This is a genomic window from Spartinivicinus ruber, from assembly GCF_011009015.1.
In the GTDB taxonomy this organism is placed as follows: Bacteria; Pseudomonadota; Gammaproteobacteria; order Pseudomonadales; family Zooshikellaceae; genus Spartinivicinus; species Spartinivicinus ruber.
On sequence record NZ_CP048878.1, the window covers coordinates 122,501 to 146,299 of the forward strand.

General features: G+C 40.0%; 20 protein-coding genes and 2 rRNA genes (1 of these 22 running past the window's edge). 13 read left to right on the forward strand and 9 right to left on the reverse strand.

Annotation, left to right across the window (positions count from 1 at the left end):
- From G4Y78_RS00650 to G4Y78_RS00665, 4 genes are all read left to right on the forward strand, one after another.
- Positions 1-2,361 (forward strand): 23S ribosomal RNA (locus G4Y78_RS00650); it begins 528 nt to the left of the window's first position.
- 154 nt (positions 2,362-2,515) lie between these two features.
- Positions 2,516-2,631 (forward strand): 5S ribosomal RNA (rrf, locus tag G4Y78_RS00655).
- Positions 2,632-2,868: 237 nt separating this feature from the next.
- Positions 2,869-3,912 (forward strand): ADP-ribosylglycohydrolase family protein, encoded by a 1,044-nt coding sequence (locus tag G4Y78_RS00660; RefSeq protein ID WP_163830764.1) that lies wholly within the window; start codon positions 2,869-2,871, stop codon positions 3,910-3,912.
- 104 nt (positions 3,913-4,016) lie between these two features.
- Positions 4,017-4,508 carry a GNAT family N-acetyltransferase gene (locus G4Y78_RS00665; protein ID WP_163830765.1) on the forward strand — a complete coding sequence of 164 codons (492 nt, stop codon included), beginning with the start codon at positions 4,017-4,019 and terminating at the stop codon, positions 4,506-4,508.
- 27 nt (positions 4,509-4,535) lie between these two features.
- On the opposite strand, the gene G4Y78_RS00670 is transcribed toward G4Y78_RS00665, so the two are convergent.
- Positions 4,536-5,855, reverse strand: a complete 1,320-nt coding sequence (locus G4Y78_RS00670; protein WP_163830766.1) for a sensor histidine kinase — start codon at positions 5,853-5,855, stop codon at positions 4,536-4,538.
- 14 nt (positions 5,856-5,869) lie between these two features.
- On the reverse strand, positions 5,870-6,571 hold the full coding sequence (locus tag G4Y78_RS00675) for a response regulator transcription factor (RefSeq protein ID WP_163830767.1): 702 nt from the start codon (positions 6,569-6,571) through the stop codon (positions 5,870-5,872).
- Between the two features lie 271 nt (positions 6,572-6,842).
- On the opposite strand from G4Y78_RS00675, the gene G4Y78_RS00680 reads away from it, so the two are divergent.
- Positions 6,843-7,196 (forward strand): VOC family protein, encoded by a 354-nt coding sequence (locus G4Y78_RS00680; RefSeq protein ID WP_163830768.1) that lies wholly within the window; start codon positions 6,843-6,845, stop codon positions 7,194-7,196.
- Here the strand turns inward: G4Y78_RS00680 and G4Y78_RS00685 are convergent.
- From G4Y78_RS00685 to G4Y78_RS00695, 3 genes are all read right to left on the reverse strand, one after another.
- Positions 7,183-7,845 (reverse strand): DUF4360 domain-containing protein, encoded by a 663-nt coding sequence (locus tag G4Y78_RS00685; RefSeq protein ID WP_163830769.1) that lies wholly within the window; start codon positions 7,843-7,845, stop codon positions 7,183-7,185. The genes G4Y78_RS00680 and G4Y78_RS00685 overlap by 14 nt on opposite strands.
- A 352-nt stretch (positions 7,846-8,197) precedes the next feature.
- Entirely contained in the window at positions 8,198-9,334 is a 1,137-nt protein-coding gene (locus G4Y78_RS00690) for an ImmA/IrrE family metallo-endopeptidase (protein ID WP_163830770.1), read from the reverse strand.
- A gap of 114 nt (positions 9,335-9,448) precedes the next feature.
- Positions 9,449-9,868, reverse strand: coding sequence for a Mov34/MPN/PAD-1 family protein (locus G4Y78_RS00695; protein ID WP_163830771.1), 420 nt, complete (start codon positions 9,866-9,868; stop codon positions 9,449-9,451).
- An 826-nt stretch (positions 9,869-10,694) separates the two neighbouring features.
- Here G4Y78_RS00695 and G4Y78_RS00700 point away from each other — a divergent pair.
- Positions 10,695-11,444 carry a M48 family metallopeptidase gene (locus tag G4Y78_RS00700; RefSeq protein ID WP_230425671.1) on the forward strand — a complete coding sequence of 250 codons (750 nt, stop codon included), beginning with the start codon at positions 10,695-10,697 and terminating at the stop codon, positions 11,442-11,444.
- Positions 11,445-11,619: 175 nt separating this feature from the next.
- Positions 11,620-12,402, forward strand: a complete 783-nt coding sequence (tcdA, locus tag G4Y78_RS00705) for a tRNA cyclic N6-threonylcarbamoyladenosine(37) synthase TcdA (protein WP_163836344.1) — start codon at positions 11,620-11,622, stop codon at positions 12,400-12,402.
- On the opposite strand, the gene G4Y78_RS00710 is transcribed toward tcdA, so the two are convergent.
- Positions 12,397-14,106 carry a SufS family cysteine desulfurase gene (locus G4Y78_RS00710; protein WP_230425672.1) on the reverse strand — a complete coding sequence of 570 codons (1,710 nt, stop codon included), beginning with the start codon at positions 14,104-14,106 and terminating at the stop codon, positions 12,397-12,399. The genes tcdA and G4Y78_RS00710 overlap by 6 nt on opposite strands.
- A gap of 452 nt (positions 14,107-14,558) precedes the next feature.
- Between G4Y78_RS00710 and G4Y78_RS00715 the strand changes: the two genes are divergently transcribed.
- Positions 14,559-15,446, forward strand: a complete 888-nt coding sequence (locus G4Y78_RS00715; RefSeq protein ID WP_163830772.1) for a DUF4123 domain-containing protein — start codon at positions 14,559-14,561, stop codon at positions 15,444-15,446.
- A 171-nt stretch (positions 15,447-15,617) separates the two neighbouring features.
- On the opposite strand, the gene G4Y78_RS00720 is transcribed toward G4Y78_RS00715, so the two are convergent.
- The gene (locus G4Y78_RS00720) at positions 15,618-15,806 is read right to left on the reverse strand and encodes a PA3496 family putative envelope integrity protein (RefSeq protein WP_163830773.1); all 189 of its coding nucleotides are present in this window, start codon (positions 15,804-15,806) and stop codon (positions 15,618-15,620) included.
- A gap of 463 nt (positions 15,807-16,269) precedes the next feature.
- Complete coding sequence (gene hexR, locus G4Y78_RS00725; RefSeq protein WP_163830774.1) at positions 16,270-17,130, reverse strand: transcriptional regulator HexR; 861 nt, start codon at positions 17,128-17,130, stop codon at positions 16,270-16,272.
- A gap of 187 nt (positions 17,131-17,317) precedes the next feature.
- On the opposite strand from hexR, the gene uvrD reads away from it, so the two are divergent.
- The 5 genes from uvrD (at position 17,318) to G4Y78_RS00750 (ending at position 22,773) form a co-directional block, all read left to right on the forward strand.
- Positions 17,318-19,507: a DNA helicase II gene (gene uvrD, locus G4Y78_RS00730; RefSeq protein ID WP_163830775.1), complete on the forward strand. Its 2,190-nt coding sequence runs from the start codon at positions 17,318-17,320 to the stop codon at positions 19,505-19,507.
- 417 nt (positions 19,508-19,924) lie between these two features.
- On the forward strand, positions 19,925-21,043 hold the full coding sequence (locus G4Y78_RS00735) for a TRAP transporter substrate-binding protein (protein WP_163830776.1): 1,119 nt from the start codon (positions 19,925-19,927) through the stop codon (positions 21,041-21,043).
- A gap of 171 nt (positions 21,044-21,214) precedes the next feature.
- Positions 21,215-21,520, forward strand: a complete 306-nt coding sequence (locus G4Y78_RS00740; RefSeq protein WP_163830777.1) for a hypothetical protein — start codon at positions 21,215-21,217, stop codon at positions 21,518-21,520.
- Positions 21,521-21,581: 61 nt separating this feature from the next.
- Entirely contained in the window at positions 21,582-21,857 is a 276-nt protein-coding gene (locus tag G4Y78_RS00745) for a polyhydroxyalkanoic acid system family protein (RefSeq protein WP_163830778.1), read from the forward strand.
- A gap of 277 nt (positions 21,858-22,134) precedes the next feature.
- Positions 22,135-22,773, forward strand: coding sequence for a TetR/AcrR family transcriptional regulator (locus G4Y78_RS00750; RefSeq protein WP_163830779.1), 639 nt, complete (start codon positions 22,135-22,137; stop codon positions 22,771-22,773).
- 141 nt (positions 22,774-22,914) lie between these two features.
- On the opposite strand, the gene G4Y78_RS00755 is transcribed toward G4Y78_RS00750, so the two are convergent.
- Positions 22,915-23,346, reverse strand: coding sequence for a phasin family protein (locus G4Y78_RS00755; protein WP_163830780.1), 432 nt, complete (start codon positions 23,344-23,346; stop codon positions 22,915-22,917).
- Between the last annotated feature and the right edge of the window lie 453 nt (positions 23,347-23,799).

The window sequence follows — 23,799 nt, forward strand, 5'->3', positions numbered from 1 at the left end:
CAGACTTGTTCTGTGACTGCGTACCTTTTGTATAATGGGTCAGCGACTTATTTTCAGTGGCAAGCTTAACCGAATAGGGAAGGCGTAGGGAAACCGAGTCTTAATAGGGCGAATAGTCGCTGGGAATAGACCCGAAACCGGGCGATCTATCCATGAGCAGGGTGAAGGTTAGGTAACACTGACTGGAGGCCCGAACCCACTGTCGTTGAAAAGCCAGGGGATGACTTGTGGATCGGAGTGAAAGGCTAATCAAGCCCGGAGATAGCTGGTTCTCCTCGAAAGCTATTTAGGTAGCGCCTCGGACGAACACCTACGGGGTAGAGCACTGTTTGGGCTAGGGGGTCATCCCGACTTACCAACCCCATGCAAACTCCGAATACCGTAGAGTGCTATCCGGGAGACACACGGCGGGTGCTAACGTCCGTCGTGGAAAGGGAAACAACCCAGACCGCCAGCTAAGGTCCCAAAGTTCTAGTTAAGTGGGAAACGATGTGAGAAGGCCCAGACAGCCAGGAGGTTGGCTTAGAAGCAGCCACCCTTTAAAGAAAGCGTAATAGCTCACTGGTCGAGTCGGCTCGCGCGGAAGATGTAACGGGGCTCAAACTAGACACCGAAGCTGCGGATCCTAACTTAGGTTAGGGTGGTAGAGGAGCGTTCTGTACGCCTGCGAAGGTAGATCGGGAGGTCTGCTGGAGGTATCAGAAGTGCGAATGCTGACATGAGTAACGATAAAGGGAGTGAGAAGCTCCCTCGCCGGAAGACCAAGGTTTCCTGCGCAACGCTAATCGGCGCAGGGTGAGTCGGCCCCTAAGGCGAGCACGAAAGTGGTAGTCGATGGGAAACAGGTTAATATTCCTGTACTAGTAATGACTGCGATGAAGGGACGGAGAAGGCTAGGTTAGCCTGGCGATGGTTGTCCAGGTTTAAGGTTGTAGGTAGGCATCTTAGGCAAATCCGGGGTGCTAATACTGAGAGCCGATATCGAACTCATCTTCGGATGAGGAAGTAATTGATGCCATGCTTCCAGGAAAAGCTTCTAAGCTTCAGGTCATTATTAACCGTACCCCAAACCGACACAGGTGGTCAGGTAGAGAATACCAAGGCGCTTGAGAGAACTCGGGTGAAGGAACTAGGCAAAATGGCACCGTAACTTCGGGAGAAGGTGCGCCGGAGCTGGTGAAATTCCTTGCGAATGGAGCTGGAGCCGGTCGAAGATACCAGGTGGCTGCGACTGTTTATTAAAAACACAGCACTCTGCAAACACGTAAGTGGACGTATAGGGTGTGACGCCTGCCCGGTGCCGGAAGGTTAATTGATGGGGTTAGCTTCGGCGAAGCTCTTGATCGAAGCCCCGGTAAACGGCGGCCGTAACTATAACGGTCCTAAGGTAGCGAAATTCCTTGTCGGGTAAGTTCCGACCTGCACGAATGGCGTAACGATGGCCACGCTGTCTCCACCCGAGACTCAGTGAAATTGAAATCGCTGTGAAGATGCAGTGTATCCGCGGCTAGACGGAAAGACCCCGTGAACCTTTACTACAGCTTCACACTGGACTTTGAGCCTACTTGTGTAGGATAGCTGGGAGGCTTTGAAGCGGTGACGCTAGTCATCGTGGAGCCAATCTTGAAATACCAGCCTGGTATGTTTGAGGTTCTAACTCTGGTCCCTGATCGGGATCGAGGACAGTGTGTGGTGGGTAGTTTGACTGGGGCGGTCTCCTCCCAAAGAGTAACGGAGGAGCACGAAGGTGCGCTAAGCATGGTCGGACATCATGCGGTTAGTGTAAAGGTATAAGCGCGCTTGACTGCGAGACGTACATGTCGAGCAGGTACGAAAGTAGGTCTTAGTGATCCGGTGGTTCTGAATGGAAGGGCCATCGCTCAACGGATAAAAGGTACTCCGGGGATAACAGGCTGATACCGCCCAAGAGTTCACATCGACGGCGGTGTTTGGCACCTCGATGTCGGCTCATCACATCCTGGGGCTGAAGCCGGTCCCAAGGGTATGGCTGTTCGCCATTTAAAGTGGTACGCGAGCTGGGTTTAGAACGTCGTGAGACAGTTCGGTCCCTATCTGCCGTGGACGTTGGAAGTTTGAGGAGAGCTGCTCCTAGTACGAGAGGACCGGAGTGGACGAACCACTGGTGTTCGGGTTGTGTCGCCAGACGCATTGCCCGGTAGCTAAGTTCGGACGGGATAACCGCTGAAAGCATCTAAGCGGGAAGCCCCTTCAAGATGAGACTTCCCTGACCCCTTGAGGGTCCTGAAGAGCCGTTGAAGACGACGACGTTGATAGGCGGGGTGTGTAAGTGTTGTGAGGCATTGAGCTAACCCGTACTAATTGCTCGTGAGGCTTGACCATATAACGCCAAAATGATTTGGGAAACACAAATCAAAGCGAAACAGGCAAGCACAACGAAGAAATACATCGAACGTAATAGAGTATTACAATCAAGACAAAGCAGAATTCAGATTACAAAACAAGCTAAGCAAAACAGTTCCAAATGCCAGTTTTGCTTGACGACTATAGCGAGTGTGAACCACCTGAATCCATCCCGAACTCAGTAGTGAAACCGCTCCGCGCCGATGGTAGTGTGGGGTCTCCCCATGTGAGAGTAGGTCATCGTCAAGCGCCTTATTTAAGAGAACCCTCAGCACTTCGTGTTGGGGGTTTTTTGCTTTGTTCGGAAAAATTCCGTATTTATCTTTTTTAACTCTTGCTTGATTTGTTAGGCTGTTTCTCTTTTTAATAAACTAGTTGTTGTATTTTGATGAGAGTGGGATTCAGTTGTCTTATGTATATTATAAGTTTAAGACTTAAAGTGTTGGGTAAGGGATTCCTTTAAAAACAGGTAGAAAATAGAATGAGATGGTTGAGCAGAAAGTTATTGGCTGTATTTTAGGTACAGCTGCTGGTGATGCTATTGGCTTACCCTATGAAGGGTTATCAAAAAATCGTGTAAATAAGCTAGTAGGTGAAAAGCTCAGTCATCGACTGGTATTTGGACATGGTATGATATCAGATGACACTGAGCATACAGTCATGGTTGCTCAGTTACTTATTGAAGCAAATGGAAATGTTGAAATATTTCAAGAAAGGTTGGCAAAACGATTACGCTATTGGCTTTTAGCTCTGCCTGCAGGTATTGGCTTTGCGACTCTTCGTGCCATTGTAAAATTATGGTTAGGTTTTAAATCCAATAATTCTGGTATCTATTCAGCTGGAAATGGCCCTGCGATGCGTTCGGTAATTATTGGTGTTGCTGTTAAGGACTTAGAACAATTAAAAGCTTTTATAAAAGCTAATACCATCATTACCCACATAGACCCAAAAGCTGAATTTGGAGCGCTGGCTGTTGCTTTAGCCGCTTTTTATGCCAAAACAAACTCTCAAGTTAATGGAAATGATTTCCTACAGTTGCTCAATGAAAACTTGTCTTCAGAAGCACAGGAGTTAATTGAGCTCATTCAAAAAGCTGTATCAAGTGTTAACAATGGGGAGGTCACCCAAGACTTTGCAGATTCTTTAGGTCTAGCTAAGGGTGTTACCGGCTATATCTATCATACGGTACCTATTGCTATTCATTCTTGGTTATGTCACTGCGATAACTTTGAGGCTGCTATAACAAGTGCTATTAAGTGTGGAGGAGATACTGATACAGTTGCAGCAATAGTAGGAGGAATTGTTGGAACTACTGTTGGTAAATCTGGTATTCCTGAAAAATGGTTGTCTAGTATATGTGATTGGCCTACTTCCATTAATGAAATTGAAAAAATTGCTGTTCAGCTAGCTGCAGAGAACGAGGCAATAAAGCCAACAAAGATACCCTTGGTGTTTAGCCTGTTAAGAAATATAGTATTCATGATTATTGTTTTGTTTCATGGGTTTAGAAGACTACTGCCTCCTTATTAGTAAAAAGATAAGTGAAAATGCTTACTATTAAAATACCTGAATAGGGGCTAGATTGGAGTTTGTGACTAATGTAATTCTCATAATTATAGAAATAAAGTGAAGTAATGGATATTTTAATAAGACATAGAGAAAGTAGTGATATTCCAGAAATAAAAGTTTTTATGGAGCAGCTGTCAAATTACTCTGGTACTTTACAATTGCCTTATCCATCACTTGATCGTTGGCTCAAAAGATTGTCAGAAACACCTGATAATACTCATTCTCTAGTCGCTGTTGTAGAAGGAAAAGTAGTCGGTCACTTACATTTAGGGGTTGCTGATAATATCAGAAGAAAGCATGTAGCACATTTGGGTATAGCCGTTCATGAGGAATACCAAGGAAAAGGTATTGGTTCTAAGCTGCTGAGTGCCGCTATTGATTTAGCTGAAAATTGGTTGGCATTAAAGCGTCTTGAATTAACAGTTTATATTGATAACCAAGCAGCAATTGCTTTGTATGAAAAGTACGATTTTGTAAAAGAAGGTATCGCTAAGGCTTTTGCTTTTCGTAATGGTGAATATGTAGATGTTCATTACATGGCAAGAACAATACTTTAGATAATATACCAATAAATGAAGTTGAGATTAAATTAGTGAAAATTTAATAGAGGCTTTTAAGCCTCCAACGGGTATATTATCAAAATGCAGTTCACCATGATGTGCCTGGATAATACTGTTAGCAATAGCGAGCCCTAAACCATGTCCACCAGTATTTCTTGCTCGTGCGCTATCAACACGGTAAAAAGGCTCGACAAGTTTGTTTAAAGTATCTTCAGGTACTCCTGAACCCTGGTCAATAATATCAACATGGTAACTGTTGGCCTTTTCAAAGCAGTCAATAGTGATTGTGGTATTTTCTGGGGAGTATTTGATAGCATTACGAACAATATTATCAATGGCCCGGTAAATAAGTTTTGTATCCCCTTTAACTTTATGGGTAGTATTATCAGTGATATTTATTTTAATCTGCTTTAGATCTGCTTCTAAAGTATTATCTTCTATTACTTCTTGAATAATTACAGCAATTTGTAGTTCTTTTTTTGATATTTCTACCGTTGGTTCTTGTAATTTAGTAATTGTTATTAGTTCGTCTATTAGGCTATCCAATAATATTATTTGTCTATTCATCTTTTCTAGTAAAGTTGGTTCGGCTCCTTTTTTGGCAATTAACTCAATTGCTACTCGTTGTCTGGCTAGTGGGGTTTTCAGTTCATGGGATATACCATGAAACAACCGTTGTAGGTTGTCATGGTTTTGCTGGATTTTTTCCGCCATATGATTGAATTCCCGGGCCAATATGCCAATTTCATCAAGCCTATATTCTATTTTAGGGTTTACTCTTTTGGCAAAATCACCTTTGGCTAAACTTTGGGATATGATGGTTAGCTCTTTCAGAGGGTTGGCCAGATGCTTGGAAAAGAAAATAGAAACAATAAACAAGACAAATAAACTGGTAATGGCCCTACTCCACCAGAGAATATCATGACGGTGTTTTGGTGGTGGGGGAAAGCTGGGACCGAGGCTGAAGTATAAATATTCTCCTTGTTCAGTTGTTACTGTAGTTGGCTCGGCCCAGGGAGGAAGGTAATATCGCTTTTGTAAAAAGCGTTTAATAGATCTTGGTAGTGGGGTTGTTGTGGCTGAAGTTCCTGTGGGAGTTATTAAAAATGCTCTTAGCCCAGTTTCTTCATTGAGGGATTGTACCCAGCCGGCTAATGCTTTTTTCCCTTTTGTTTCATATATGGCAACCGCTTCTGTGGAGTTTTTCTGATCTTGGACAAACTTCTCATGTAGGCCTAGCTCACTTTCAACAATTTCTCTGGTAATCCAAGATGAAAGTATGGCAATCACGATAAGTGCTGCCCAAAAGACGAGTAATATCTTCCAGAAGATTTGCCTAAACATATATCAAGGCTAATCTAATATTGCTTAAGCAGATAGCCTTTTCCTCTAATTGTTTTAATCAAACTTGGTGTATCACAGAGGTCTGCTATTTTTTTGCGTAAATTGCTTACATGCATATCAACACTGCGGTCGTATAATGAAAGCTGTTTGCCAAGTGCTTGAATTGATAGTGTTTCTTTGCTTACTACCTCGCCAGCATGTTGCATTAACAGTGACAACAACTCAAACTCTGTGCCAGTAAGATTTAGCTGTTTTCCAGATGCAATGGCTTCATGACTGGATAAGTTGAGAAGTAAAGGTCCAACTGTCAATAAATTGTTAGGTTGGGTCGTTTTTGAGGTTTGTTGGTCCATGACTACTCGTCGAATTACAGCTTTAATTCTGGCAACAAGTTCTCTTGGGCTACAAGGCTTAGGCAGGTAGTCGTCTGCACCCAGCTCAAAGCCTAAGATTCGGTCTAACTCTTCACCCCTTGCAGTTAGCATGATGACAGGGGTAAGGCGTTGCTGACGAAATTTTTTAAGAAAGTCTACACCGCTTAGACCTGGTAGCATTATGTCAAGGATAATGACATCGAAGCTCTCAGTTAAGGCGATGTCTAGGCCCTTATCACCAGAAGGCTCCCAAGTAATGGTAAAAGACTCAAGCTCTAGATAATCTATAAGCAATTCTGCAAGCTCTTGATCATCTTCAACTAGTAATAAACGATATGACATTAATGTTTCTCTATAGCCACTCTGCGGTCATATTAACATAGCCGAAATAGTGATCAGGGCTCTTTACATAATATTTACACAGAGTTCAGCCTACTTTGTTGTCAGTCTCATAAGATAAAAATGTAGTCTAAAATTAACAATAATTTAATTAAAAAATAGCAAGTTTGAACTGCTCATTAATAACTTGGCAGAGCTTCTAATGCATCTTTGGATAGCACATAATATTGGATAAAAGCTCATTAGCATTAACTGTTAAAGTTGATTAAAAAACATGCTTGATCACATTGGTGTTTATGTAATGGACTACATGGCTAGTAAAGAGTTCTATAAAGCTGTGTTAGGGCCACTTGGCTATAAAGTGATTTCTGAGGTGCAAGGCTGGGTTGCGATTGGAGACAATAAACCTCGGCTCTGGCTTATAGGAGGAGCTAAAACAACACCCGCTGTACAGATGGCTTTTCAGCTGCCTAGCAGACAGAAAGTTGATGAGTGTTATCAGCTTGCAATAGCAAGTGGTGGCTACTCTCAAGCTGAGCCTGCAACGCGGTTAATATATGAGCAGACTTATTATGGGGCCTTTGTTGAAGATTTAGACCAGCATATAATAAAATTTATTTATAAGTAATTAATTGCTTTTTTATCTCCGAGTTTAATTTTTCATCACAATACTGCCTGGAAAAGGTGATTTTTCCATTAATCGAGTCTATAGCTATAGTACTTTCTTGATCTTTGCTGTTAAGGTTGACAGTCGTTGTTATTTTTAAAGGACGCTGCTTATTACAGGTTGACCAAGTTTGATAGTGGTTACTTAATGCCGTTTGTTGAAAGCGCTGCTTAGTTGAATTGTCTAGTGATCCATATACATACTGAGTTGACTTATTGATAGACGTTGTGCCCTTTAGGCGGCTAGCATTCGCAATAGTAACCATACCTGCTTGGTCTAATGAAGCATAGCCTTGGTATGTGAGTGAATTTAGTTGGTAGGCAACACCAGGTGGAGCAACGATAGTAAATTTTAACTCGCAATAACTTGTATTATAATTTGTATAGTTATTTAACTTGAAGTGTTTGAAACTTACATTAAACTCATTTGCGTTTTTATGAAAAGTAAAGTTAGCAGATCCTAGCGGGCAGCCAGTACCACTATAATTGACTGATTGTATATAAGCTTCTCCAGGATAAATGACAAAAGAAGACTTAGCAGCAAAGCTTGCTGGTACTATTAATAAGTGACTTAATTGATAAAGTAATAAACGCTGTAATAAGCGAACCATAATTCACACACTCCATGTATTTAATAATATATAGTTACAACAAATGTCTTGTACTGGTAGTCCTGTGTATTGTTAGTTATTTTAAAAGGGATTATAGCGAAGCTGTCACTGTGAGTGATAGTCATTTTCACTGAAAAATAATCTGAAAAAACAGAGTATTTGAAGTTGGTCAGATATTTGAACTAATAAAGAGTATGAGAAAGCAATTCTTTATATTAATCAATAGCACAAATATAAAAACACAGTTTTCTGTGCTAAACATTGTATGATTCTTTGAATGCATCGGTAATATTAGTATTGTTGAACTGACTAACAAAGCCAGAAAATTTTATATCTACCAAAAGACTGAACTTTAGTGAATGGAAATCACATTATGTTGTTTTGGTTGGCGGTTTGCCGAATTATTTGATAGTAGGTTTTTAAATTCAATAAAAAGGTTGGTTAGTAGTAGCTTTTTGATAGCCAGGTGCTGAGCAATCACTTCAACAGAAAGTTGTTGGGTCTTGTCTAATTGTTGAATGTGATTGGTGATAAAGAGGGGATGCTCCTTCTTGACCTTTTGAGTATTTAAATGAATAGAAGGGTTGGTTCTCAGCTTGGCTAAGCTAAAATGAAGTTGCTTAATATTAATTAACTTAAGTTGAAAAGCTCTATAAATAATCGCTTCTTTGCTTACTCCCCAGCGTTGCTGTAATGAAGTAATTTCAGGCCAGCAGATATTGGATTTGCTACGAATAAATTCATTGTGAAAACTTCCAGCTGGCATAAGCAAAGCTAACGCAAAATGCTCTAGATTTTGTTTGGTTTCGGATATACTTTTGTTTGTAAAAAAAAAGTTGCTAACAATTGCACCGCAGTGCATTGCAACATCAAAACGAATTTGATACGCCGTTTTTTTAGGATTAATGACAATAATAGGGTGGGGATAAGTTATGGACATAGAATCGATACTGGAATAAAGGTTGGGGAATGAAGTTACAATCCCGCCAGACCTTTCAATCAGCGTAATAACGTTCTCTATAGGAGAAAATCCTAACCCCCAGTGGAAACGACAGGTATCAGCCAATTGTTCAATATTTTTCTTGGAAGGTGCATAAGAATCATATATCTTTGGAAAATTGTTAGGAAATCTAAACTGTGTCTTCAAAACCCGAATAAGGTCATAATATAAGTTTAAGTAAGCTGTTGCTTGAGCTAGGGGATTATTATTTTTTGTAATAGAATTTTCTGCTGCTGTAGTAGAAATATAATATACAGCATCTTCATGGATGTTATAACGACTGAAGTTTGTTAAAAAAGCTGGTAAAATTCCTAGTCGGCAGCATAGTTGTTTGATTAATGTGCAGTTGGGCTGACTTATTCCTGCTTCCATTTTTACCAGTGTAGAAACGGAAATATTTAATAACTCTGATAACTCATACAAGCTAAGCTGATTGATGAGCCTGGCTGCTCGTAAATTATTACTATTGATAGTATTAACAGAAGCCATTTTTATATAAACCATAAACTATTGACAGTTTAAAATTGATTTTTGCTAACAAGTAAGAAAATAACTTCTGAACAAATAAATTTTTGAATAAGTATATAAATTAAATTTGACTGACTATTGAACGATTTGTTCTTGTATAAAACTTCGTTTGTCGTTAGTTAATTGCCAGGCATGACAACTAACAGCTTTACCATGAGAGAGTGAAATAATAATATGGGTTATTCCTGGCCAGCTATATAAGCAATCCAGTTGTGATGGTTCATCAGTAAAGTCTGATTGCGTATGAACCATACTAACAATTGTTAGGCCTTCTGCTCCTGCTTTATTTTTAACTGACTTATAAGTATGTGAATCAGTAAGTGACAAAGGGCACTCTTTGATATGATCCATTTTATCACAGGCAATATAGTAGCAGCCTGTAGCAATACCTCCTTCTTTTTTGCCAACTATGAACCCGAAGCATTTGGCAGGGTATGTGCTTTCTGCTTGGGTCAGAATAGCTGACATAATTTGACGAGTCAGTTTAATACTCATGGTTGCTTTCCCTAAACTGACAACTACTAAAAAGTTATAAGTGAGAGTAATATTAGCGGAGTAAGTTTATGTGGATTAAGCATGCTGGTTGTAATAATTCAATACATTTCGCATGCTTTAACTTACTCAGATTTACTCCCACATTAATAACAATAACTTGTAACAATACTGCCTGTTTATTTAATAAGCACATGTAAAAGCTTTCAATCTACCCAATATATATAAGCCAATTTTTAAAAGTATTCCAAATCAATTTTTTATTGGTGGTGGCTTGAAAGTTTCTGAAAAGTAGGCATCTTGACAAACCACTTATTGATCTTTTGAAAGAAGGTAAGCAGTATTCAGTAATATTAATGTGCCAAATTAGAAAGTGGTCTATTATGTGTAAACCCGGCTTAGTATTGGCTATCCTTTTGTAAACAATTGTTTTTAAAATTAGAGGTAAGGAAAACTTATTTTTTAAATATGGTGAAACAATTGCTTCATTAAGATTGATGCTTAAAGTTACTGATGAGTAGAGGGAGCTGCATACAAGATGGATTATTTACTCAAAGAAGTCGTTGTGAGTGAGTACTTTTGAAGGGTATGAAATAACTTCAGTAGCAGTAGCTGATTCAGTAGAAGTTAGTGGTAGGAAATAGTATATGCTCTTGGGATTAACAAAACCCTATCACACAAATTCATTCATGTAATGGTAAAAGTTCGTGTTATACTTCGCGACTTTATTTTTATTATTGGTAAGCGACATTACCTGAAGGCTGCATAATTTGACAATACCATAATTGGAAATTTTGCAGTATATGGATTTGAGATGGAGGTTAAAGGCATGAATAAGCTGAAATCAATGACGGCTTCTGTTGCCATTGTACTGGCTTTAGCTGGCTGTAAATCAGGCTTTTTAGAAAATGAAGCAGGAATGAGTGCAATAGGTGGTGTATTAACTGCTGCAACAGTCACCGAGAATGAAGTGATTAACAGCGCCAAACTTTCTGCTCAAGAAATGGACAAAAAATCAAAAGTTGCACCAGCAAATAGCTTATACACTAAGCGTTTGAATCGATTAGTAAGTAAGTATCAACAAGTCGATGGCTTAAAGCTGAATTATAAAGTTTATCTATCAAAAGAAATGAATGCTTTTGCAATGCCAGATGGAACAGTAAGGGTTTATTCTGGCTTGATGGATATTCTCAATGATCAGGAATTACTTTCTGTAATTGGTCATGAAATTGGTCACGTAAAGCTCAAGCACTCATTTAACCAATACAAGCAAACATTGCTTGCTGCTTCAGCAAGAGAAGGCGTAGCTGCTGCAGGTGGTACGGTTGCTGATTTAGCTCAGTCACAACTGGGAGAAATTGCACTACAATTTGTTAATGCTCAGTTTTCTCAGTCTGATGAGTTAGAAGCGGATGCATACGGTGTCGCCTTTATGAAGCAGCGGGGATTAAATCCTAGTGCAGCTATAAGTGCATTTCAAAAGCTAAAACGCTATTCTGGCGAAGGTGGTGGTTTACTTTCTTCTCACCCAGCGACATCTGAACGGATTAATAAGATCAAAGCTGAAATTGCTAAGTAAGCTTAAGTTGCTAAAACTTGGGAGCTGTTTGTTGCAGCTCCTAATATTCCATTTATTGCCTTCCTTCTCCAGCTACCCACTACACTAGTTTAAATTGCTGTTTGTTAATATGACAAATTGTGGCTGTTTAGCTCATAATGCTGCCCATAATTAGGGCTATTGGATGTAGGTGATGATGGCTGAGGCTGATTTTGAGCAGCGCTTTGGCGGCTTAAGAAGACTATACGGGAGTGATGCGGTTGAGGTATTTAGGCAAAGCCATATCGCAGTTATAGGTATTGGTGGCGTAGGGTCGTGGGCTGCTGAAGCCCTGGCCAGATCAGCGGTTGGCACTATCACGCTGATTGACCTTGATGATATTTGTATCACCAACACCAATCGTCAAATTCATGCTTTACAAAATACCGTTGGCTTACCCAAAGTAGAGGTAATGGCTGAACGGATTAAAACAATTAACCCTCATTGCAAAGTCAACTGCATTGATGACTTTATTACCACAGACACTTTAGAAGACTACCTGATTGATAATCTTGATTGTGTGATTGATGCGATAGATAGTGTGCGCTCTAAAGCCGCTATGATTGCTTATTGTAAACGACGTAAGCTGCCTATTGTGGTGACGGGTGGAGCAGGTGGTCAAATCGATCCGACCCTAATAACAACAGGTGACTTAAGTAGAACCTATAATGACCCGTTGTTAGCGAAAGTGCGTAATTTGTTACGTAGGGAATATCGATTTTCTACCAACCCGAAACGACGTTTTAGTGTTGAATGCGTTTATTCCACTGAACAACTGATCTACCCAAAGCCTGATGGCTCTGTATGTCAGCAAAAATCTGTAATGGAAGGTGGGGTACGTCTGGACTGTAGCGGGGGGTTCGGCGCGGCAACCATGGTTACCGCTTCCTTTGGCTTTGTTGCAGCATCCTGTGCATTACGGAAAATTAATAAATCATAGTGAGACAGAGTTTGCCAGTTGTCTTATGTACTTGATAATTGCTGCCAAGCCGTTAGTGCGTGAAGGGCTCAAGTGTTTATCTAAACCAATTTGAGCAAATTGAGCGTTGATATCAAAGCTTTTAATAAAGTCGGGAGACTGATCATCGTAAAAGCTGATTAATAATGCGAGTAAACCTTTCATTACCCGAGCATCACTATCAGCAGTAATGGTAAATTGATTGATATCAGGATGGTAAGTTGCATCAAGCCATACTCGACTTTCGCAACCAGGTACTAATTTTTCATCGTTTTTTTGCTGGTCGGGCCATGGTGGCAGCTGTTTACCCAGTTGCATTAAGTAACGGTAACGTTGATCCCAGTTGTGAAAACTTAATAATTTTTTAGCAAGCATGTTTTCAAGGTCAGTTTGTTCACCTATGTTTAGGTTCAAATTGGTGGGGATCATGGTGGCTGGTTGGCAAATATCTATGAGTGCACTGGCAAACTGCTCGACTTCTTGTGTGGTGTTATATGCGGCAAATGACACACGAATAGTGCCGTTGATATTAAAATGCTGCATTAATGGCATAGCACAATGGTGGCCTACTCTCACCGCAACCCCCTTTTGGTCGAGTAACAAGCCAATATCTTGGGGGTGGTGGCCATCAATAAGAAAGGAAACAATACCAATTTTATCAGCTGCATTACTGAAAAAACGAATACCTGGTAATTGTTGAATTAAAGACTCAGCATAGTTTGCCAAGGCCTGTTCATGTTGCTTTACGTGGTTTATATCAAGCTGGTTAAGAAACTCAATGGCGCGAGCTAACCCAATAGCGCCTGCAATATTTGGTGTGCCTGCCTCAAATTTAAAAGGTACTTGATTGAAATGAGTGTCTTCTAAGGTTACTTGTTCAATCATTTCGCCTCCCATTTGCCATGGAGGCATCATTTCTAGTAAGGCACCTTTAGCATATAACACACCAATGCCCGTAGGGCCATAAAGCTTATGACCAGAAAATACTAAGAAATCACAATCGAGTGTTTGTACATCAAGTTGTGTATGGGTGACAGATTGGGCTGCATCAATTAATACTAAGGCGCCTGAATCATGGGCTTCTTTAATTAACAACTGAATAGGATTAATAGTACCAATGGCATTGGAAACATGGCTAAGGCAGACAAGTTTAGTTTTATTACTGAGCTTGTTGCTAAAATCCTGTTTGTCTAACTCCCCAGTCTCGTTGATTAATACTGCTTTTAATGTAGCGCCAGTGGTTTTAGCTAACTGTTGCCACGGTACTATATTGGCGTGATGCTCTAAAACAGTAATGAGTATTTCATCCCCTTCTTTAATAAAATGATGGCCATAACTATAGGCAACCAAATTTATTGCTTCTGTAGCACCACGGGTCCAGATAATCTCGGTTGACGAACTTGCATTAATAAACTGTTGAACAGTTTTCCGTGCAGCTTCAAATCCTATCGTGGCTTCAGTGCTGAGGTAATGAGAAGCTCTGTGGACATTAGCATTACAGTGTTGGTAGTAGTTGCTAATGGCCTGAATAACACTGAGTGGTTTTTGAGTAGTAGCGGCGTTATCAAAATACACCAATGGTTGGCTATTAACTGTTGTTTGTAAAATAGGAAATAACGTGCGCAGTGCTTTTACATTAAATAGGGAAGTCATTACAGCTTGGTTACCAACAAAGTTGACCTGCATTCATAAAAGATATTACTCAATATCATGACTGAAAAACTGTTTTCGATATAGCGGTTTTGCTATTGTCGTCTTTATTTCAAAGTAAAGAAGTGTAAGCGCAAACAGTGTAATAGCTTTTAGTTATATAAACATTCAACTATTATATAGTCTCTTGTATGTGTAGATACATGGATTGCAGTCAGGGGCTGTGAAGAGGGTAAATTTAGATCATACTATAAATACTAATGATAATAGTCTCGTAGTATTATTCTTGTAATCTATTTTGGTTGATAATTGAACAGCAGGCGTTAAAAGCTTAAGTAACTAAGTAGATGAGAGAATTTCAGTAATAAAAGCAATAACAGGTTATAACTTAGCCATCTGCAATGGCTTTTAGCAATAATTAAATCGGGGCATAAGAAGCAGTTTGGATTTTTACCATACTTCAGGCTGTTTCTAGCAAAGGAGGGAGTATGTTGCTTGACGAGTATAGACAGCAAATCAAGGTTGCACTCGAAAAGCACAACCATGCAGGGCTGTACTTTATTATTGACTCAGCCAGTTTGCCAGAGTTACCAGAGCGAATTTGGGAGCTAGAGGATAATCCACAATGTGATTCATTATTCAGGGGGACGCCAGAGGAAGAGCTGTGTGATGTAGCACCTTATTTAATTAAAGTGAATATTGGCTCACCGTTGTTTGAGTGGCTGCTACAACAATCAATGGATTTACCAGTGGGTATCTTCATTATTAGCCATTGTGAGCATGCTCAGCTTTATAGTCACTTTAAAGCAGCATTGGAAATAAATTTACCTAATCAGCACTGGGCGCATTTTAAGCTATATGACCCCAGAGTGATTTCAGGCTTAAACTTGGTTTGTAATAAGCAAACGTTTGCAAGCTTGTTAGGTCCTGCAAGTATTTGTATTTATGTTGATTTATGCAGTAGAGCCGTGTGCCAAATCGAGAATGAGCAAGCCAGTTGTTATCATTTTGTTAATAAAAAGTTAACTTTTACATTAACGGAGCGTCAGCTGGAGAGGTTGGTTGAACTGAGTATGCCATTTGCTGTAGTAGATTATTTAAAACTTCAAAATGCTGAGCTAATAACATCCGATGTATATGCCGAGTTGTTGTTACTAGCCAAACAAAATTTGAAGCAACATGAAGATATGTCAGTTGTTGTAGGTAAAGAAAAGCAGCCAGTAGTAGGAAACTTGTGTCAGTTGTTATCACCGGTTACACAAGAATACTCCATTATTGAATCGGCTTTGAATAAAGCACAAATGGCAACTTATATATCAGCTCGAGAAATTACTAACTTGCTGCAGAACTATCAGGCTCGAAAAATTTGTGCTTAACCTGAAGGGATTAGGTAGTCAAACTACAAAATCTAATTAACAAAACTCTTAAACAGCCTCTGTGGTATTCTGCTCCAGAGGCTGCTTATTAATAAATTACCAAGATTAGTTAATGTTATAAGCCTTGATTGATTAACCTGAATATTTCTGTAGTTTGGTGAAATATTCAGGTTAGTCATCCTCCCAGTAATCCTCGCCTATCAAATGGTTTAAGCGTTTATTCTCAAAATAGTCCTCAATAGCACGCCTTGCCTCAAGAGAACGCTGAGAAGACTTTTCTCGGTTGCTACTCGATGTTGAGTTGCTTGAAGAAGAGATGTAAATGGGCTGATTAGTTTGCTCGGGTACTTGTATTTGCATAGTGCCGCATCCCTTTCTGGTGTTAGTAGTTGGTTAAGATGCAATAGCTTTATGACAGTATGATTAATGTTTTATGGTAATGCTATTTTGGTTATTTAAACTTCAACTGCCTTCAAATTTATTATGAACTCTAAGTTTTAGATTTACTTAAGAGTCTTATGTTTTAGTACCTAAGTTAAGGGATTAGTAGTATGTTTTTTTACAAGGCTACCAGCTATTCAGGGCTGTGAAACAGCTTCCAAGAAGCTGGTCGCCTACCCAGAAAAGTGCTGCTTTTCACGAAAAAGGTATTTCTCTAATCAGCGACTTTTCCTTAGGTCAATGTAACAGCAGAGCAGCCCTTCGTTAATAACTTTTTAATAACATTTTCAAATTACCAACCCAGTTAAAATGAAAATAATTTACTAGTTATTATTTATTATGTGCTACCAGGGGACTTGTATATATAAAGTTTGAGTTGCCCTTAAGTTTTTGGTGGGGAAATTCGTAGGCTGCGTAAGTTATTCTTAACTGTCTTGAGATGTGCAGCCAACTCTGGCCCACGAGACATTGCTACTCCCATGGCTAGAATATCAATCACTACCAAATGAGCAATTCTTGAAGTTAGTGGAGTATAAACATCAGTGTCTTCTATTGCTTCAACATGTAAAGCAAAATCGCACAGTTTGGCTAATGGACTTTGTTTGGGGCAAATAGCAATAACTTTTGCCTGCTGCTGGCTGACGAGTTGAATTGTATGAATCAGTTCTCGGGTACGACCAGTTTGGGATATAGCCACCACGCAGTCATCTGGAGTCAACGTAGCGGCAGACATGGACTGCATATGGGGGTCTGAGTAAGCTGCGGCTGATAGCTGCAAGCGAAAGAACTTATGCTGAGCATCTATGGCTACTGCACCGGAGGCTCCAAAACCGTAGAACTCTACACGCTTTGCCACAGATAAAGCGGTAATGGCCTGCTCTAGAACCAAATCATCTAAGCTATCGCGAACACTTGAAAGCGTGCTAATGGTTGAGTCAATAATTTTTGACTTGTAGTCGGCAGGAGAGTCATCTTGATTGATTGCAAACTGGCCAAAGTTGCTACCAGAGGCAAGGCACTGTGCCAGCTGTAGTTTGAAGTCCTGAAAGCCACTACAACCCACAGCCCGGCAAAACCTTAAAACGGTTGGTTCACTGACTTCTGCTGCAGTTGCTAGGTCAGCAATACTGATATGCATTACGCGTACGGGGCTATGCAATACAAAGTCTGCCACTTTTTGCTCAGAGCGACGAAGTTGGCTATAACACTGCTGGATTTGTTGTAATAGCTGAATAGAAACCATGTAGGGGTGAATCTTTGCTGGGCCTTTTTGTAGTTATACTACAAAAAATGCATACAAACTATATGGAAATAAGTATTAATAGCTTGTGTCATTGCCAGCCAAGGTAACAGGCCGCTAAACTAATGTGGCCTTATAAGACGAACGCTGTGCGATTTCCGATCAATTTACAAGCTTATTACAAGTCATTATGGATGTATCCCAAACTTTAGACTCTCTCAATGCTGCTCAACGTGAAGTAGTTGCTTCGCCGATTGGAAATTGCTTGGTATTAGCCGGTGCCGGGAGTGGTAAAACCCGTGTGTTGGTTCATCGGATTGCCTGGCTGATTCAGGCTGAAGGCATTTCACCTCATGCGATTATGGCAGTCACCTTTACCAATAAAGCAGCTGCAGAAATGCGCCACAGAATCGAATCATTATTGGGGGTGAATACTCGAGGCATGTGGGTGGGCACCTTTCATGGTTTAGCTCATCGCTTATTGAGACTGCATTGGCGTGATGCAGGGCTTTCTGAAAACTTTCAGATATTAGATGCTGATGATCAGCTGCGCTTAATAAAACGCATTATGAAGGGCTTGAATTTAGATGAAGCAAAATGGCCCCCTAAACAAGCTCAGTGGTATATCAACAGCCAGAAGGATGAAGGGCGTCGTCCACAAAACATTGAAGCCTACGGTGACCAGTTTGATGTCACCATGTTGAAAGTTTATCAGGCTTACGAAGAGGCCTGTAAACTATCAGGTATGGTGGATTTTGCTGAATTATTACTGCGAGCTCACGAAATTTGGCTAAACAAGCCAGAGATCTTAAAACATTACCAGCAGCGCTTTCGTTATTTGCTCGTAGATGAGTTTCAAGACACTAACACCATTCAATATGCTTGGCTAAGAGTATTATCTGGGAATCAAATCCCAGTTATGGTCGTGGGTGATGATGACCAATCCATATATGGCTGGCGTGGCGCGAAAATTGAGAATATCCGACAGTTTGGTAAAGACTTTGCCAATAGCCATACTATTCGTCTAGAACAAAATTACCGTTCTACCAAAACTATCTTACAAGCAGCCAATGCTCTGATTGCACATAACCCTAGTCGGCTAGGTAAAGAACTGTGGACTGATGGTGATAAAGGTGAGGTAATTCAGCTTTTTGCTGGATTTAATGAAGTTGATGAATCCCGTTTTATTGCTCAACGTATCACTAGTTACATAGAAAAAAATCAGGGTAAATATAGTGATATCGCTGTTTTATATCGTTCAAATGCGCAGTCTCGGGTATTAGAAGAGGCGTTATTAAGAGATAGCATACCTTATCGTATTTATGGTGGTTTACGATTTTTCGAGCGTGCTGAAATTAAAAATGCATTAGCTTATTTACGGTTATTGGTTAACCGAAATGATGATGGTGCATTCGAGCGAGTGGTGAATTTGCCAACTCGAGGTATTGGCAATAAAACCCTAGAATTTGTTCGTATTAATGCCAAGACCAATGATGCCAGCTTGTGGCAAGCTGCTGAACAGGTGATTAATCAGCGATTGTTATCAGCACGGGCAGCAAATGCATTAACTGGATTTTTACAGCTGATTAATAAGATTGATACAGCCACTGATGATATGGACTTGGCTGAATTAGCCGATCAGGTCATTACAATGAGTGGATTAGTTGAATTCCATCAAAAGGAAAAGGGAGAAAAAGGTCGGGCTAGGGTAGAAAACCTAGAAGAACTGATATCTGCTTGTAAGGCATTTGACCCCGATGATTATTTCATAGAAGGTGCTGAAGAACAGCCTAGCCCTTTAGCCGCATTTTTAGATCATGCGGCATTAGAAGCTGGTGATACTCAGGCTGATCAGTTTGACGACTGTGTGCAGCTCATGACTTTACATTCTGCAAAAGGCCTGGAATTCCCACTGGTATTTTTAACCGGTATGGAGCAAGGTTTATTTCCCCATAAAATATCTTTAGGTGATCCTGATGGGTTAGAGGAAGAACGGCGCTTGTGTTATGTAGGTATTACCCGGGCGATGGAGCAGCTGTACTTAACTTACGCTGAGTCTCGGCGGTTACATGGCCAGGAAAATATAAATAGGCCGTCGCGTTTTATAAAAGAAATACCAGCAGAATTAGTTAAAGAAATACGAGTGAATGCGTCTATTACACGACCAACTTTTACCCGCGTAGTACCAGTAGCCAACAAAGCTGAAATTCCTGACACTGACTTGCATATAGGCCAGCGAGTGCAGCATAGTATTTTTGGTGAAGGGACTATTATCAACTACGAAGGGCAGGGCGCTCAGGCAAGAGTTCAAGTTAACTTTGCAAATGAAGGTGCTAAATGGTTGGTGGTTACTTATGCCAAGCTAGAGATTATTGAGTAAATCATCGGAGGTGGTATCTAGACTTACAAAACACATCTCGAGCTTATTTATACTGTTTTTGGGCTTGAATGCTGTAGTTTGTAATAACGAGCATAAAAAACTTCAAAGCGCTGAAACCAACTTGCAGATTGGCCAACAAGTGGTGCATAGTGTCTTGAGCATAAGTACTACACTTGTAAACTATGACAGGTATATCTAAACAAGCTTTGCAAATGGGTTGTCAGATAGTAAGCGGTTGCTTATGTTGGGCTGTGTGTTATTGCATGGCTTTTAAAAATGTAGGTTAACAAATACAAACTAAATAATACAAAACAACAAATACCGTGAGTTAACCCGAATAGCTTATCGGATACCAAAGATTCTGGGCATTATTTTCCCTCGGGTTAAAGTTTCACGAATAGATAGGGAGTCATTCATATGAAACGACGCGACTTTGTAACTGCACTAGGCATTGGTGCTAGTGCTGCAGCGCTATCTGCCTGTGGTAAAAAACAGCCTGAAGATTGTGGCCCAGAAGGGGCAGGTGAAAAAGCGGCCAGTAAAGAGGCCATTCAGTGGAAAATGGTAACCACTTGGCCGAAGAATTTTCCGGGCTTGGGTACAGCTCCTGAGCGCTTTGCTAAAAATATTGCAAAAATGAGTAATGGCCGACTGGAAATTAAAGTGTATGGTGCTGGTGAGCTAGTTCCTGCTTTGGAAGTTTTCAGTGCTGTTTCAGCTGGCACTGCTGAAATAGGGCACGGTGCTGCTTATTACTGGAAAGGCAAAGAGCCTGCTGCGCAATTTTTTGCTGCTGTTCCCTTTGGTTTAAATGCTCAGGAAATGAATAGCTGGATTCACTATGGGGGTGGCCAACAGTTGTGGGATGAAGCCTATGACCAGTTTAATCTGAAGCCTTTTGCTGGTGGTAACACTGGGGTGCAAATGGCTGGCTGGTTCCGTAAAAAGATTAACTCTTTAGAAGATTTAAAAGGGTTAAAAATGAGAATCCCTGGTCTAGGAGGCGAAGTACTGAAAAAGCTGGGAGGTGTACCCGTCAATATTCCTGGAGGAGAGTTATTTACTGCATTACAAACCGGAACTATTGATGCTACCGAGTGGGTGGGTCCTTACAATGATTTGGCCTTTGGTCTATATAAGGCAGCAAAGTACTACTACTATCCTGGTTGGCATGAGCCAGGCACAACTTTAGAAGTCATAATTAATAAAAAAGCACTAAAAGCGTTACCGGAAGATTTACAAATGATTGTTGAGCAAGCGATTCGAGCATCCAATCAGGATATGCTAGATGAATATACAGCACGAAATAATCAGGCACTTAACACCTTAGTCAATGAGCATAAAGTTGAGCTGTTGAAGCTGCCAAAAGATGTTCTAAAACAGCTGCATGTTGTATCTAATGAAGTTATTCAGGAAGTGGCTAATACGAGTGACTTGACTAAAAAGGTGTATGAGTCTTTTACTAAGTTTGCAGAGCAATCTCGTGCTTATCATATGATTTCTGAACAGGCGTTCTACGAAACCCGCGCGTTATAGTCCTATACTCTGTTTTCACATCAATAAACCTGTAGCAGATGTTGCAGGTTTGCCTTTTATAGTTAACTCCTGGTATACATTCTAGAAGTCTGTTCAGGTTTGCTTGAAGAGAATCCCTTTGTGCAAACTAGAACAAGCCTTGTCATTTAGCTTGAGTAAAGAGGCACCCCTTTGACTGATCAGAATGAAACCAGTTTAGCGGATATTCAGCGATATCATCAATTATTAGAAGAAACCTTGGCAGCCAGCTCCCAGCAAGAATTAATTCAACTAGTTCATTTGCTTGGTTCGACCATTGGGCATGTCCGCTATTACCAAACCCAGGAGCAAAAAGAAGCTGAAGCTCAACAACGGATCCAATTAACTCAACAAGTACAGCAACAGAGTCCAGAAGGATTTGCCACCATGCAAGCAGTTACTTTGGCTGGCATTAAAGAAGTGTTATCAGCGCTTCAAATATTAAAACAGCAATCGTAAACCAGTATTGCCCTTCGCTGTGAGTATACAGTAAATTTTAAGATGAGTTTTGATAGATAATATGTCGAAAATTAATATTCAAAGAGATCATGGCACTTCAAAAGAAAAGGCGAAAAGTGCTGTACAAAAAATAGCAGAAGAGTTACAACAAAGCATGGGTGCGACTTATGAGTGGCAGCAGGATACACTGTTATTCAAGAAAACAGGTGCAAAAGGTAAAATTGTAGTCGATGACCAGAAAGTCGATATTAGTGTTGAATTAAGCTTGTTGATGAAGCCATTAAAAGGCACCATTGAACAGCAGATTAGTCAACGTTTGGATAAATTAATCGGCTAAGTTGCTATATCCTTCGCGAATAGCTTTTAGGCTTTGTTACCTTAGCTCTGACTACTAAGGATGGTGGAAATTCAGTTAATGCATGGAGCATTTAACTGTCACCCCAGTCACTTATTCCAATAAGCTCCTGGGGGCAAGTCTGCTACTGCAAGACTTGCGGTAGCCACTTTAATTTATATAAAAGTGCTACTGGAACTCATCGCTCGATGGCCTTGCCTAAAACCCCTTCGCTATGGCTATAGAGTTTTTCTTGTAAAGTAGCTGAAAAACTTGTTATATGAAAACACGAGAACGGATTCTCCTAACTAGCTTGGAATTATTTAATGATTTTGGTGAGCCTAATATCACCACTATAGATATTTCCAATGAAATGGAAATCAGTCCTGGTAATCTTTACTACCACTTTCAAGGGAAAGATGCCATTATTCTAGAGCTTTACATGCGATTTGAGCATGATTTAATCGAGTTATTAGAATCTCCTTCTCGGCATAAATTAGCGGTGGATGACTACTGGCTTTATTTGCACATTATTTTCGAGGCTATTCAAAATTATCGTTTTTTTTACCGAGATTTATCTAATTTGCTGGCTAAGTACAAAAAAATTCAGTCACGATTTAACCGACTTATAAGTCGCAAAAAGCAAATGTTCATTGAAGTATGCCAGAGTCTGAAAAAAGCAGATTTTTTGATGGCTACTGAAGAGGAAATTGAAGCGTTGGCTGACAATGCTGTGGTTATTGCAACTTTTTGGTTAAATTACCAGGTGATGAGACATAAAAATGCATACGACAGTAATTATATAAGTTTGGGAATTTACCAAGTGATGTCTTTGATTGCACCCTATTTAGTTGCTGAGCAAAGAGCGAGCTTACAATCCATTAGTAGAATGTATAAAGAAAAGACAGTAAATAACTAATAGTTAGAGGTGCTAATAATAAATTACTTGTCGCTAATTTGACATATATTCGTAGTAATTTTTTTAAAGCCATATTAAAAACAAAAAGGCAGGGGAAAATCCCCTGCAAAATGATGTGCGTTTACCAGGATAGGTGTGTAACTAGGCTGAAACAGCCTTCTTAGTGGTACTGCTGCTACTGCGGCTAGCACTGGTAGCCGGCTTTTTTTCGGATGCCAGTGCTTTTACTGCTTCACTAAGCTCTTCAATCTGATGAGATAACTCTTTTAGCTCGTCTCTAGTGCTTGTTGGCAAGATATCTCTCAGTTGATTTATTCTGTTTTCTAGCTTATCGGTTGTTTTAGATTTAAGTTTTTCTTTCATCTCATCCATGCGATGCTGGGTGCGTGCTTGAACCTCTTCGCCATCTTTTACAAGAGTTTCAAAAAATCTAATCCCTTCCTGCCCAAGCTTTTCATACTGAGCATAAGCTCCCAAGCCCGCGAGCCAGATCTTATGAGCAGATTCTCGGATGTTAGATAGTAAGCTTTTTTCCCTTTCTTCAGATTTATCAGCCGGTTTTACATCTGACATATTGCTATTCCTCTTTGTATGGCATTACAGGAAGCAGGCGAGACAACTCATCCTTTATAGAACATGAGAGCATGTTCGTTCCTTAACACGCCCGTTAACATGATTCAAGCCTAGCAGTGAAAATTAGAATGAACATACTAACTTTGCTGATTAGAATGACAATGAAGTGGAGTTAATTTTTAAGTAAAAAATATTCTAATTAAAGTAGGTTAATATAACCTGCTTAAAAAGCAACTCTACACGTAAGTGACTAAAAGCTTAGTATAGTTTAATAGCATAGAGAGGGTTGTAGTAGCGACTATCACTTACATAAAGATGTGATATTGCAAAGAGCGATTATTGTTGAAGCATTATGTTATTAGTCTTATTTGGCAGAATTTGCTACAGCATTGCTCGATACTTTTTTCAAATTGTTCTTAACAAGTTACGAATGTTTGAAAAAGTTCAAAGGCA